The organism is Clostridium aestuarii (genome assembly GCF_026735135.1).
Lineage (GTDB): Bacteria > Bacillota > Clostridia > Clostridiales > Clostridiaceae > Clostridium_H > Clostridium_H aestuarii.
Genome location: NZ_JAPQER010000001.1, coordinates 746460 through 761046 on the forward strand (window position 1 = coordinate 746460; position 14587 = coordinate 761046).

Annotated in this window: 9 protein-coding genes and 2 riboswitches; all 9 genes read right to left on the reverse strand. The window is 30.7% G+C overall.

The features are described 5' to 3' along the window. Positions 1–60: 60 nt before the first annotated feature. On the reverse strand, positions 61–3708 hold the full coding sequence (locus OW763_RS03150) for a hypothetical protein (protein WP_268039605.1): 3648 nt from the start codon (positions 3706–3708) through the stop codon (positions 61–63). Positions 3709–3942: 234 nt separating this feature from the next. Beyond that, positions 3943–4572 carry a SipW-dependent-type signal peptide-containing protein gene (locus tag OW763_RS03155; protein WP_268039606.1) on the reverse strand — a complete coding sequence of 210 codons (630 nt, stop codon included), beginning with the start codon at positions 4570–4572 and terminating at the stop codon, positions 3943–3945. A gap of 34 nt (positions 4573–4606) precedes the next feature. Beyond that, positions 4607–4690, reverse strand: a riboswitch (cyclic di-GMP riboswitch). A 221-nt stretch (positions 4691–4911) separates the two neighbouring features. Continuing rightward, the gene (locus OW763_RS03160) at positions 4912–5463 is read right to left on the reverse strand and encodes a signal peptidase I (protein ID WP_268039607.1); all 552 of its coding nucleotides are present in this window, start codon (positions 5461–5463) and stop codon (positions 4912–4914) included. Between the two features lie 72 nt (positions 5464–5535). Beyond that, positions 5536–5619: riboswitch (cyclic di-GMP riboswitch) on the reverse strand. Positions 5620–5628: 9 nt separating this feature from the next. Continuing rightward, positions 5629–6279 (reverse strand): class D sortase, encoded by a 651-nt coding sequence (locus tag OW763_RS03165; RefSeq protein ID WP_268039608.1) that lies wholly within the window; start codon positions 6277–6279, stop codon positions 5629–5631. Positions 6280–6659: 380 nt separating this feature from the next. After that, positions 6660–6863: a hypothetical protein gene (locus tag OW763_RS03170; protein WP_268039609.1), complete on the reverse strand. Its 204-nt coding sequence runs from the start codon at positions 6861–6863 to the stop codon at positions 6660–6662. Positions 6864–6995: 132 nt separating this feature from the next. Further along, positions 6996–7361, reverse strand: coding sequence for a DUF4363 family protein (locus OW763_RS03175; RefSeq protein ID WP_268039610.1), 366 nt, complete (start codon positions 7359–7361; stop codon positions 6996–6998). A 191-nt stretch (positions 7362–7552) separates the two neighbouring features. Beyond that, entirely contained in the window at positions 7553–8248 is a 696-nt protein-coding gene (locus OW763_RS03180) for a DUF421 domain-containing protein (RefSeq protein ID WP_268039611.1), read from the reverse strand. Between the two features lie 126 nt (positions 8249–8374). Then, the gene (locus OW763_RS03185; protein WP_268039612.1) at positions 8375–9826 is read right to left on the reverse strand and encodes a glutamate synthase subunit beta; all 1452 of its coding nucleotides are present in this window, start codon (positions 9824–9826) and stop codon (positions 8375–8377) included. Between the two features lie 15 nt (positions 9827–9841). Then, on the reverse strand, positions 9842–14365 hold the full coding sequence (gene gltB / locus OW763_RS03190) for a glutamate synthase large subunit (protein WP_268039613.1): 4524 nt from the start codon (positions 14363–14365) through the stop codon (positions 9842–9844). Positions 14366–14587: the final 222 nt, after the last annotated feature.

Consider the following 14587-nt stretch of genomic DNA (forward strand, 5'->3'; position numbering starts at 1 on the left):
TCTTATTAAACTTTTTAAAAAGCCTCCTTTAACAGGAGGCTTTTTTACCCTTAAAGGATTTTACTTATCTATGCTATCTGCATCCGAATTATTATTAACTGCTATATTATCAGCAGAATTATTTTGTTGTGAATTTTCCTTTTCTGAACCACCTGACTGTACTTGCTGATCAGCTGTGTCATGATGATCTGTTGTGTTTTCTTGCTGTGCCTGCTTATTATCTTGTGAGTCTTGATCATCCCCACTATCTACTTCATCTTGATTGTCTTGTGAGTCTTGATCTTCCCCACTATCTGCTTCTTCTTGATTATCTTGTGAGTCTTGATCTTCCTCACTATCTGCTTCTTCTTGATTATCTTGTGAGTCTTGACCTTCCTCACCATCTGCTTCGTCTTGATTATCTTGTGAGCCTTGATCCACCTCACTATCTACTTCATCTTGATTGTCTTGTGAGCCTTGATCTTCTTCACCCTCTACTTCATCTTGATTGTCTTGTGAGTCTTGATCTTCCTCACCATCTATTTCTTCTTGATTATCTTGTGAGTCTTGATCTTCCCCACTATCTACTTCATCTTGATTGTCTTTTGAGCCTTGATCTTCCTCACCATCTACTTCACCTTGATTATCTTGTGAGCCTTGATCTTCCTCACCATCTACTTCTTCTTGATTATCTTGTGAGTCTTGGTCTTCCTCACCATCTACTTCACCTTGATTATCTTGTGAGTCTTGATCTTCCTCACCATCTACTTCGTCTTGATTATCTTGTGAGTCTTGGTCTTCCTCACCATCTACTTCTTCTTGATTATCTTGTGAGTCTTGGTCTTCCTCACCATCTACTTCTTCTTGATTCTCTTGTGAGTCTTCATCTTCCCCACCATCTGCTTCGTCTTGATTATCTTGTGAGTCTTGATCTTCCCCACTATCTACTTCATCTTGATTGTCTTTTGAGCCTTGGTCTTCCTCACCATCTACTTCACCTTGATTATCTTGTGAGCCTTGATCTTCCTCACCATCTACTTCTTCTTGATTATCTTGTGAGTCTTGGTCTTCCTCACCATCTACTTCACCTTGATTATCTTGTGAGTCTTGATCTTCCTCACCATCTACTTCGTCTTGATTATCTTGTGAGTCTTGGTCTTCCTCACCATCTACTTCGTCTTGATTATCTTGTGAGTCTTCATCTTCCCCACCATCTGCTTCGTCTTGATTCTCTTGTGAGTCTTGATCTTCCTCACCATCTACTTCGTCTTGATTATCTTGTGAGTCTTGATCTTCCTCACCATCTACTTCGTCTTGATTCTCTTGTGAGTCTTGATCTTCATCACCATCTACTTCGTCTTGATTATCTTGTGAGTCTTGATCTTCCTCACCATCTACTTCGTCTTGATTATCTTGTGAGTCTTCATCTTCTTCACCATCTATCTCTCCTGCTGGATCTTGAGGCTGTTCAACCTCACCATCTTTTGGTTGTTCCACCTGTTCTTGCGGCGGCTTCGGTTGAATCTCCTCTTTATTATTCAATGCTTCTATTTGTGATTTAATACCTTCTATTTCACTATTTAAACCATTCAAATTATCACTTAAACTAGCAACCTCGCCTTCTAATTGATATATATACTCAACATAACCTTGTGCTGCCTTGTTTATTTCGGCTATTTGCTCATCACTAAGTTCAAGCTTATCTGGTATTTCTACTGATATATCATCACTAATATCAGGTATATCTATATTTTCAACATTTCCAGCTTTTAATTCTTCTAATTTACTATTTAATTCATCTCTAGTCATCTTAGCTGTATCTATTTTTTCACTTAAATTTCCATTTAAACTTTCTAAGGATGATACATACTCAATGTATTTTTTATCAATTTTATTTATTGCTTGTATTTGCTCATCACTTAAAGTTCCATTGAATTGATTAATATCTTTTTCTGGTAACTTCTCTGGCTGAGTTTCCTCTTTATTATTCAATGTTTCTATTTCGCTATTTAACTTATTTGCTTGATTTGTTAAATCTTTAATATCATCTTGTAATTGAGATACATATTCTAAGTACCCTTTAGCTACTGAATCAATTAAACTAGCTTGTTTTTTAGTAAGTTCAACAATATTAAGTTTTTCTTCTGCTTCAATATTGTTTAACTCTACATTTTCTAACATCACTTCTGGTTTATCACCTAAATTAATAGCTTTAACACTATTTTGTTCTATTTCATTCTTATTTAATTTTTCTTTATTTGCTAATGATTCTGTTAAAGTTAACTGCTTTTGTAATTCTTTCTTTTTACTAATTAAACCCTCAACCTGATTATTAAGGTTCTTTTTCTTCTTTTCTAAATTTGATACATATTCAATATACCCTTTAGCCACTTCATTTATTGCTTTTATTTGCTCTGGTTTAAGAGTACCATTAAATTTCTCAACGACCTCTTCTATAGGTTCCACACCTTTAATTGTTTCAATCTCAGATTTTATACCTTTTATTTCAACATTCAAACTATTTATTTGTTTTAATAGTCTTTCAAATTCCTCTTCCATTCGAGTTATATCTTCTACTTTAATACCTTCTTTTTCAGCAATTAATTTTTTCTGATCTTCAGTAAGCTTAAATCGCTCAAACTGTTTCATAATTTCTTCATTTTCTGATAAACCTTCATTTAATGGCACTTTAGATTTACTTGCTAAATCAGGTGTATTGATAGTATATAAACTCATTCTATAATTTAATCTACTTTGATTATCTTGTATTACAGAACGAAGTTCTGTAGTTAATTGTTTCTTCTGATTTTCTAAATCATTAACTTGATTATCTAATTTAGCTTTTAACTGTCGCATACTAGATATATAATCAGTTGTAGTATCTTTATTTACAAGTGGGTTGACATGTTTACAAAATTCATGTTGCCATACCTCATGATTTAAATCTAATTGTAATGGTATACTAACAAATCTATTTAAAGCTGTTAAATTAATTTGAGTTTGAGTAGGTAAATTATCATATTTATATCGCGTAGTTTCATACCATTTCTTGTAATATTTTTTACCCAAATATTCTGATTTATATATTGTCAAATTATTTTTATCATCCCATTCATAACCATTTATATCTTTGTTCTCCAAATGATAGCTGATATCTGGGCAATTATTAAATACAATCGGTATACAATAACAATTGTTATAATATTCACGGTACCAATCTACCCTATAATTTCTAGAAAAATGTTTATAATACTTAGTACCAATAAAAAACTTTTCTTTCTGTTTATCGTATTTAATTTTATTATCATTATAACCTACTTCTATCCATTTAGAATTTCCATCTATTTTAAAATCTATAGTTGAATCATCTTGTGATAAAAATAATTTTTCAGTTTGAAATCGTATATAATAAGTATCAGAAATTCTTCTATTTTTCCACTTTCCCCAACCAAACCAACGATCATGATCATTCACATTAAGCATAATAGAATCATACTCATCATTTGTTCCACCACAATGTACTATACTTACATCATGAATAAAATCCCCATTCTTAGCCGTCGATATCCTACCCGTAGCACTAGCTCTACTAGTAAAATAGGAATAACAAGCATTATTGGCTACAAATGCAGAACTAATAAAAAAAGCCGAAGTTAAAACAGCTAAACTTTTCAAAGTTAAATTCTTTTTTTTCTTTTTCTCTTTACTTCTTCGTATCTCTCTTCGCAAGGTTTCACCTCCTTTTGGTAGTAAATACTTATGGTTAAATAGAAAAAATTTTATTAAATTCAATATATTTATATTTTATATTGATTAAATAGTTTTCCATAATATTTAGATATTAAAATTAATTATCAATTTAATTACAACTTTTTAAAAAAAGCAATGGTTATTATCAACAGATATAATCATTGCTTTTTAGTTATATTTTAAAAATAATATAAGTATTTATTTTATTCCGTTTTAACTCCATGGATTATTTCCTTGAGTTGCCTCAAAAGTAAATGTCAAATCATCCTGTGTTCCTTGGTCTTGAAAACTATTATCTGCCTCTTTTGGTAAAAAATATGCTATTCTATACGTAGCACTTGCAGTTGTTGCTAATGTACCCAAATGCACATTCATCATCGCGTCAATATTTGTATATGAGTCATGGTCCGTAATTGGTTCATAGATGAAATTACCATTCTCATCCTTTGCTTTCGTTTTTCTCTCAATTCTCATCTTTAACCCTGAACAGCTATACTCCTCTGAGTTAACCGGTCCATCTCCATAATACAATATAGAGGTTTCAGGAGCTTCTACTTTAGTTAATCTATATTGTAATGTTAGACTTCCTGTATTACTAATAGCAAAATCATTACTGTATCTTACTTCATCATCTGGAAACAACGTATTTTGCTCCAACCCATCTATCACTATTGTACCTGCTGTGTCACCATCACTCTCATTTAATCCTAAGGTTGCTGTACTAATAACATTTTCTGCACTTGTTGCCTGTGCAGTAAAATAAGCATATGTTCCTACTCCTGCTCCACCAACTGCTATAGCTCCTGCTAATGCTAATCCTAATAAACTTTTTCTTAATGCCATAAAAAATTCCTCCTCTTAATAATTTAATTTTTTATTATAAGAGGGTCGGTTGCACCACTGACTCCGTACATTCCAGGTGCCCATATATAGAATGTACATCTAAGTCTCCCTATAATTAACATTTATATAAAGATAAAATATTAACTAAATTTTACATGTAATTGATATTTTTTTATTTTTGTGATAAATTTAAATTTGAAGTATTAATTTTTTTTATTTTCTACACTGGATATGTTATTATTTATTCCAACTGCCATTGGAATTTAACATATCTAGTGTAACACTTAAGTAATATCGATTAATAATTATGTATTTATTACTTATCTCTTTTTATAACTTTTACATACTATCTTTAGAATTTATATTCTTATTTCTCTTATTTAATACATTTTTTAACTCACTTGCCATAATAATTAAAATAGGAACTATGAATAGTACTATAATACCTATTGGACTTATCATAAATTTTTGAACATATCCCCCATAAGGAATTTTAAATGCTAATGTTCCAACTACTTGATTTGATGAAATTAACTTATCATCTTCAACATTATTAGCATCACCTTTCATCTTAAGCATTGTTTTTCCATCTTTATTTATTTTTTCTATAACTCTATGAGTAACTAGCATATTTTGCTGTTTTCTATAAGTGACTACATCTCCTTCTTTTATTTCAGTTGTATCTATTTCTTTAGTTAAAATCATATCTCCTGGCTGTATTGAAGGTCTCATACTTCCAGTTAAAACTGTAAGTGGTGTATATCCTAAAATAGAAGGAATCTTACCTGGATTTTTTCTTACTTGTATAACAGAATAAAAGTTCAAAACAACTAAAGCAATTAAAACTACAAGCACTATATTTCCTATCCAGCTTAATACTCTTTTTATCATCTCAATCTACCTTTCTTATTTTTTACTTTAATTATTTCAGGCAAAATAAAAACCAAACCTATATAAACAAATACAAGTTTGGATCGGTTGCACTACTGACTCAGTATATTTCAAGTGCCCAAATACAAAATATACATCATTGTCTTCCATTATCTATTTTATTTTTTAGTTATCATTTCTTTTACACACACTCTCAAGCTTACCTTGAATAATCAATCTATGAGTAGCCACTCTAATAGGAGTACATGTTATTAAAGTAACCAATTTATCTTTTCCATTTCCTTTTAAAACTCCTACTTCTTCTGGCTTTACTATAAACTTCTTGACTACTTTATATTTATATTCATCATCCTTTGAAAATATTATTATTTCGTCTCCTTCTTCAACCTCGTCAAGTCTGTTAAAATGTCTTCCATAGGTATAGCATCTATGTCCTGCAATAGCATAATTTCCTACTTCACCTAGTTTTCCTGTATTATTCATATGTGCTACAGAAACTCTAAGATTTTCCCTAGTTTCTCCCTCCATAATAGGCATATATAAATCAATTTTTGCTATTTTCAAGATTGGAGAATTTTTAGGAATTTTTATTTTAGACCCATTGCTTTTAGTTTTCAAAACAGAATTAGTATCATTCTGTTGTTTTTCTTCACTTTCAACAAGAGCTTTTTCCATATCGCCTATACTTTTCATGCTTTCTTCATACTGTTCAAGTACATTATTCTGTTCATGTGTATAGTAAGCTTCTCTTATTTTGGGATACATCATAACAAGTATTCCTATAGTAATTAAAACAGTAGCCCATACTTTCCTCATATATCTAAATTCCTTTTCAAAGCTTTATTATAATAAAATCTGCATTACATCTTTCCTATGTAAAAATTGATATTTAACTTGTTAAAATAAATAACATTACTATATACTATCATTTACACCATCAGTTTCCTTAAATTCTATTTAATTACATTTATATTGTACTATAACCATTTTTACATTTCAATAGTTTTGTGAAATATTTTCTAAAAATTTACATCTACAACATTTTATTCATCATGAATTTATACTTAAATCTTTCTTTTATTAAACAAAAATTAATTTAAATTCATCTTTACACTAGTAAATCAACCTTAATTGTTAACTCTTAATTGTTAATTAAAAAAAGAACATTAATTTAATTCAATGCTCTTTCCTCAATATTATTTAGTTTTATTTTTCTGTATTTTACATTTTGAAAGTTTTATTTCCTCATGTTTTAGTTTTGCCCCACATGAATCACATTTATGTTCGCCCTCACCATAAGCTGTATACCAAACTCTACCACATTTAGTGCAAACTAATCTTACTATACCAATCGCCCCCATCTTTTTAGTAAATTTTTTATTTTTTACATTTATATACATTTTAGGATATTATTAGTATACACTAAATATTATTGATACGTTACACTTTGATAATTAAAAATTAAGAATTATTTAAAAATGATATTTCACATTAATTGTTAAATCTTAATTGTTAATTCTTAATTTAGAAAGTTATCTAGTTAACTCTTTCCAATTTTCTAAAGCAGCATTTAACTCCACTAGTGCACCAGCTTTATCTTCTGCTATCATTATTCCTTTAAGTCTAGCTATATTTATACTTAAATTATATATTTCATCTCTTTCAACACTAAACTGTATTCTAGGTATAATCTTATTCCAAGCAACTTCAAGTTTTGTTATATCCTCTTTAAAATCATCCCACCTATCTTCTTTTATATCTTCTAATGCCATTGTCATATACCCTAATACATCTTCTGATGGATCACGTGGTTTCTTTAAATAACTTCCCCCCAACATAACAAAAACAAATACTGTTAAAGCAGCTAATGGAATAAGCTTGCACAAAATTTTTTTCATAAAAAGCCCTCCATTCATCAGTTTATTCAACCGTGGAAATTGCATAATTAAAAATTTCAAGTGCGAAATGTAAGTTTTGTTGTAAACAGCGTCTTAAAATTTCTCTTTCAATACATAAAAATAATTTAAGTTTAGCTTTACGACAGTAAAGCAACATTAATTGTTAATTGTTAATTGTTAATTGTTAATTATTAATTAACTGTATGGTCTTTATAGAGATCAATATACATTTCTTTATTAGGATTATACACAGCAATAAAAACTTCTGAAATATCATTAACTCCTTTTATTTTTAATTGCTTATTTAACCATTTACGAGTTTTATTAATAGCATTAAGATTTTGTTCAATAACTATTCCGTCATAAATCAACTCTTTATCTACAAATGTAGGTTCTGTTTTTATATTTAAGTCCTTACGTGTTGCTGGCAAAGTCTCTGACTTTTTCAACACCGATAACTTACCATCCTTTTCTAATACTGCAAAAGCTACCTCTCTTAAGTCAAAAATATCCTTATCTCTCAATTCTTCTAACAAATCACCTAATGTATATCTCACTTTTTTCATAGATTCTTCTAATATTTTTCCATTCATAATTAAAATAGTAGGTTTGCCATTTATATATTCTGAAGCCTTTCTCCATTTCAAACTAATAAATTGAAGCGTAATTGCTAAACAACTCCATACCAAAAGTCCAACCCAATGTGACCAAGCACTACTGGTTAAATTTGTAGTAAGATTAGCAGCAATACCTCCAATCGTTATACCTACTATATAATCAAAAAAAGTAAGTTGACTAATTTGCTGTTTTCCAAGCACACGAGCAAATATTAATAGAGTAAAAAAAGATATTATTGCCCTCACTAATACTATAAGAGCTTCATTCATACAACTACCCCCTCTCTTTAGGTATCGCTTCACACTATTCTTATTATGTGAAATCAATAAAATATTATTATAAAAAAGAAAAGCCATAGCATGAAATTAATCATACTACAGCTTTTCATATCAAATTTATCCTCTTAAAAACGTTTCTCCCATAAGGTATTCATCCACACTTTTTGCAGCAACTCTTCCATCATTAATTGCTTTAACAACCAACGATTGTCCAGTTCTCATATCTCCTGCTGCAAATATGCCTTTTTTACTTGTCATGTGTTTTTCATCCGTTTTTATATTTCCTCTTTCATCAAGTTCTAATTGCAAATCATTTATAACACCTGCATGCTGTGGATGTAAGAATCCCATAGCAAGTAGTACTAAATCTGCCTTAATTTCAAATTCTGTACCTTCTAACTCATTAAGATTCATTCTACCATTTTCGTCTTTTGTCCATTCAACTTTTATACCATTAAGCTTAATTAATTTTCCATTTTTACCTATAAACTTTTTAGTACCTACATTCCATTCTTGAACAAAATTCCCTTCTTCAAAGCCTTCTTGATGTGATGTACTAACTTTAAGAAGCTTAGGATAAGTAGGCCAAGGCATTGTATCATTTCTTTCTTCTGAAGGTTTAGGCATTATTTCATATTGATATACATTTTTAGCACCTTGTCTTAGAGAAGTACCAACACAGTCAGAACCTGTATCTCCACCACCTATAACCACAACAACTTTATCTTTAGCAGTTATTTCTTCACCATCTATTTTTTTATCTGCTGCCTTTTTATTTTGTTGTGATAAGAATTCCATTGCAAAATGAACTCCTTTAAGATCTCTACCTTCCGCTTTTAAATCTCTAGGTATAGTGGAACCTCCTGTTAATACTACTGCATCAAATTCTTTTGTAAATTCTTCTGCTTTAATGTCTACACCAACATTAGTATTAGTTTTGAACTCTATTCCTTCTTGTTCCATTATTGATATACGCCTATCAATTACATTCTTTTCTAATTTGAAATCAGGAATACCATATCTTAATAATCCTCCAATTTCATCAGCTCGTTCAAATAACACAACATTATGTCCTGCTGAATTAAGTTCTGCTGCAGCTGCAAGTCCTGCCGGACCTGATCCTACAACAGCTACTTTTTTACCTGTTCTAACTTTTGGTGGATTAGGTTTTACCCACCCTTCTTTATAAGCTTTTTCTATTATACTGACTTCAATTTCTCTAATAGATACAGCTTTTCTATTTACTCCAAGAGCACAAGCAGCCTCACAAAGTGCTGGGCAAATTCTTCCTGTAAACTCTGGAAAATTACTTGTTAAATTTAATCTGTCAAAAGCTTTTTTCCAATCATCTCTATATACCATATCATTCCAATCAGGAATTAAGTTTCCAAGAGGACATCCCCAATTACAGAAAGCAGTACCACAATCCATACATCTTGCTGCCTGCTGCTGCATTTCTTCTTTTGTTAGAGGTACATAAACTTCTTTATAGTCTTTTACTCTTTCTTTAACTGAACGTTTATTAAAATTATTTCTTTCAAATTCTTTAAATCCTGTTAATTTCCCCATATTAATGCCCCCTTTCTAAGAAACTTTACTTCCCTTTTTGGATTTTTCTAATATCAGTTTATATGCAGTTGGAATTGTCTTTTTAAACTTAGCTTTATATTCATCCCAATTATCTAAAATATCTTTTGCTTTTTCACTATTTGTATACTCATAATGCTCTTTCAATAATTTTTGCACTTTTAATACGTCCTTATCATCTTCCAATTCACTTATTTCTATCATTTCTCTATTACATTTTCCTTCAAATTCACTATCTTCATCAAGTATAAATGCAGTACCCCCACTCATACCTGCTCCAAAGTTTCTACCAGCTTTTCCTATTACAACTACAGTTCCACCAGTCATATATTCACAGCAGTGATCTCCAACACCTTCAACTACAGCTTCAGCTCCACTATTTCTTACTGCAAAACGTTCTCCAACTATTCCATTTACAAATAGCTTACCACTAGTAGCTCCGTATAAAATTGTATTACCTGCTATATATCCTTCTGATGATTTATATAACGATTTTTCTGGAGTTTTTATTATGATTTTTCCACCTGATAGACACTTACCTACATAATCATTAGCATCTCCTTCAAGTATCATAGTCAATCCATTAACTCCAAAAGCACCAAAACTTTGACCAGCTGAACCTTTAAAATTAAATAGTATTGTATCTTCTTCAAGACCTTCTTCTCCATGAATTTTTGATATTTTTCCACTTAGCATTATTCCTACGCTTCTATCAACATTATTTATTTCAAAACTTCCTCTAACTGGCTTTTTATCATGAAGTGCAGGTTCTGCAAATTGTATTAGTTTACGATCCATAGCCTTATCTATTCCGTGGTCTTGAGCTATAACACAATATGGTTTTATTCTCTTAGGCATATCTGGTCTATAAAGAATACTAGATAAATCAAGTCCTTTAGCCTTCCAGTGTTCTACTGCTTTTTTAGCCTTAATCTTATCTACTCTACCTATCATTTCATTCATAGTTCTAAATCCAAGCTTAGCCATATATTCTCTTGCTTCTGAAGCAATAAAAGTAAGGAAATTAATCAAATACTCTGCTTTTCCTTTAAAGTTCTTTCTAAGTTCTGGATCTTGAGTTGCAACTCCCATATCACACGTATTACATTGACAATTACGAAGCATTGTACATCCCATAACTACAAGAGCAGTTGTTGCAAATCCAAACTCTTCAGCGCCAAGCAATGCCCCTATTACAACATCTCTACCTGTTTTAATCTGACCATCTGTTTGAAGTCTTACTCTACTTCTTAAATTATTAAGCATTAACACTTGATGTGTTTCTGAAAGACCAATTTCCCAAGGTATACCAGCATGCTTTATAGATGAAAGTGGTGCTGCACCTGTTCCTCCATCATGTCCACTGATTAATATTAAATCAGCATGAGCTTTAGCTACACCAGCTGCAATAGTTCCTACTCCAACCTCTGAAACAAGCTTTACACTTACGTTACTGCTAGGATTTACAGATTTTAAATCGTAAATAAGTTGTGCTAAATCTTCTATAGAATATATATCATGGTGTGGTGGTGGTGAAATCAAATCTATTCCCGGCGTTGAATGTCTAAGCTTAGCTATATATTCATTAACTTTTTTACCTGGAAGATGTCCGCCTTCTCCTGGTTTAGCTCCTTGAGCTACTTTTATTTGAAGCTCATCTGCATTAACAAGATAGTTTGTTGTTACACCAAAACGTGCAGAAGCTACTTGTTTAATAGCACTTCTTCTGCTATCTCCATTACTATCTAATTTAAACCTAATACTATCTTCTCCACCTTCTCCTGAGTTGCTCTTTCCACCTAATCTATTCATAGCTATTGCTATCGTTTCATGAGCTTCTCTACTAATTGACCCTAAAGACATAGCCCCTGTACAAAATCTTTTAACTATTTCACTTACTGGTTCTACTTCTTCAATTGGAATAGGATTTTGTGCTTCTTCTAGTTCAAATAATCCTCTAATTGTACATAGATTTTTGCTTTGATCATTAATATGTTTTGCATATTCCTTGTATACATCATAGTTATTTGTTCTAGCAGCTATTTGAAGCTTATATATAGTTTCTGGATTAAACAAGTGGAATTCCCCACCTTTTCTCCATGAATAATTTCCGCCTACATCCAGTTCCGAAACAGATCTTCTTAATCTATTAAAAGCATTTTTATGTCTCATAAGTACTTCTTCTGCTACTGTTTCTAATCCAATTCCTCCAATTCTTGAAGGAGTTCCATGGAAATACTTATCTATAAATTCTTCATTTAAACCAAGTGCTTCAAATATTTGTGCTCCATGGTAACTTTGAATTGTACAAATACCCATCTTAGATAGAATTTTTAACAAACCTTTATTATTTGCTTTTATATAATTCTTGCAAGCTTCTTTAGCACTTAATCCTTTTATTTGTCCTTCTTTTACCATATTTCCTACAGTTTCTATAGCTAAATATGGATTTATAGCAGTAGCTCCATAACCAATTAATAATGCAAAATGCATAGTTTCTCTAGCTTCTCCTGTTTCTACTATTATAGAAACCTTAGTTCTGCTCTTTTTCTTAATTAAGTAATGGTGAACTGCTGATACTGCAAGCAAGCTAGGAATTGCAGCTTCATATCCATCAACCTTTTTATCACTTAAAATCAATATATTATAGCCTTCTTTTACACGTTTAGAGGCTCTATCACAGATTAATTCAAGTGCATTTTTGAATCCTTCTATTCCACTATCATATTTAAATGTTATAGGTATTCTTGTTGCTTTGAAATGCTTATCTCTAATACTTCTTATTTTTGACATTTCAGAATTAGATAAAATAGGAGTTTTAAGTTCTATAAAAGGATTATTTAATTCTTCTTTATTTAGTATATTTTCTTGTGTACCTACATAATTTTTAAGAGACATAACAATTCCTTCTCTTATTGAATCTATTGGTGGGTTTGTAACTTGTGCAAATAATTGTCTGAAATATGAAAATAATAACTGACTTTTATTTGATAATACAGCTAAAGGAGCATCATTCCCCATTGAACCAATAGGCTCTTTACCATCTTCAGCCATAGGCTTTAAGATTGATTTTAAATCCTCCATTGTATATCCAAAAGCTTGCTGTATTTCTTTTAAACTTTCTGACTCAATTTCATAATTTTCAACTACTTCGTCAAAATCTTCTAATGAAAATTTATTTTCTTCTATTATCTTTTTATAAGGCTTATCATTACTTAATTCCTTTTTTATTTCTTCGTCTTTAAAGATTTTCCCAAGCTTAGTATCTACCAATAGCATTTTTCCTGGTTCTAATCTACCTTTTTCAATTATTTCTTCTGGACTATAATTAATTACTCCAAGTTCTGATGCCACAACTATTTGTCCATTTTTTGTAATTACATATTTTGCAGGTCTAAGTCCATTTCTATCTAGAGTTGTTCCTATTTGAATACCATCACAGAAAAATACTGCTGCTGGTCCATCCCATGGTTCAATCATAGATGCATGATATTCATAAAAAGCTTTTTTATATTCAGGCATAAATTCATTTTGTTGCCAAGCTTCTGGAATAAGCATTGCCATAGCATGACTATTGATTCTACCATCAGCTTTTAAAAGCTCAAACATATTATCTAAAGAAGCTGAATCACTTACATTAGGTGTAATAATAGGAAATAGCTTAGATAATTTTTCTCCAAAAACATCAGATTTTAAAACACCTTCTCTGGCATTCATCCAGTTTCTGTTTCCTCTTATAGTATTAATTTCTCCATTATGAGCTAAATATCTGAATGGTTGAGCTAAATCCCAAGTTGGAAAAGTATTTGTACTAAATCTTTGATGAACTAATGCCATTGCACTTTTAAAGTTTATATCATTTAAATCCAGATAAAAACCATTTATTTGATCTGCAAGTAATAATCCTTTATAAACTATTGTTCTACTTGATAAACTGCAAATATAAAAATACTCTGTACTTCTTTTTACAAGCTTCTTAACTTCATTTTCTGCTCTTTTTCTGATTATATATAGTCTTCTTTCAAATTCTTCTTGTTTAAGATTGCCGCATTTCTCTATAAAAATTTGTCTTATTAAAGGTTCTGTTCCTTTAGCTGTTTCTCCAATTACTCTATTATCAGTTGGAACATTTCTCCATCCTAAAACCTTTTGCCCTTCTTCTTCAATGATTCTTTCTAGTATTCCTTCGCATTGATATCTTAGAGCTGTTTCTTTAGGTAAAAATATCATTCCTGCAGCATATTCACCTGGCTTAGGTAGTTCTATTCCTAAATTATCACAGGATATTCTAAAAAATTGATCTGGTATTTGAAGCATTATTCCTGCTCCATCACCTGTTTTAGGGTCTGAACCCACTGCTCCTCTATGTGTTAAATTCACTAAAACTTTAAGACCTTTTTTAACTATGTCGTGAGTCTTTTGTCCTTTTACGTTAGCTACAAAGCCAACTCCACAATTATCTTTTTCAAACTGTGGATCATAAAGCCCCTGTTTTTTTGGTACCCCTCTGTTATCTATCATCAACTTCCCCCCACTATTATTCATTTGAATTAATTATAAATGAATTTAGTTTTACTTAATATTATATAAGGATTTATGCAATTTTTCAACATTATCATTGCAATTTTCATTATAGTGCCACTAATTTTTACATTTTTTTAAGTGTAATACATTTTTTTTGAATTTTTCGTTCTTCTTTCTTGCTAAAAGCAAGCATTTTTAAGTAAAAAACTATATATTTGG

Excerpts from the sequence above, each read along its gene's own strand:
- OW763_RS03155 (WP_268039606.1), bottom strand. The coding sequence starts at position 4,572 with ATGGCATTAAGAAAAAGTTTATTAGGATTAGCATTAGCAGGAGCTATA.
- OW763_RS03160 (WP_268039607.1), bottom strand. The coding sequence starts at position 5,463 with ATGATAAAAAGAGTATTAAGCTGGATAGGAAATATAGTGCTTGTAGTT.
- OW763_RS03165 (WP_268039608.1), bottom strand. The coding sequence starts at position 6,279 with ATGAGGAAAGTATGGGCTACTGTTTTAATTACTATAGGAATACTTGTT.
- OW763_RS03170 (WP_268039609.1), bottom strand. The coding sequence starts at position 6,863 with ATGTATATAAATGTAAAAAATAAAAAATTTACTAAAAAGATGGGGGCG.
- OW763_RS03175 (WP_268039610.1), bottom strand. The coding sequence starts at position 7,361 with ATGAAAAAAATTTTGTGCAAGCTTATTCCATTAGCTGCTTTAACAGTA.
- OW763_RS03180 (WP_268039611.1), bottom strand. The coding sequence starts at position 8,248 with ATGAATGAAGCTCTTATAGTATTAGTGAGGGCAATAATATCTTTTTTT.
- OW763_RS03185 (WP_268039612.1), bottom strand. The coding sequence starts at position 9,826 with ATGGGGAAATTAACAGGATTTAAAGAATTTGAAAGAAATAATTTTAAT.
- gltB (WP_268039613.1), bottom strand. The coding sequence starts at position 14,365 with ATGATAGATAACAGAGGGGTACCAAAAAAACAGGGGCTTTATGATCCA.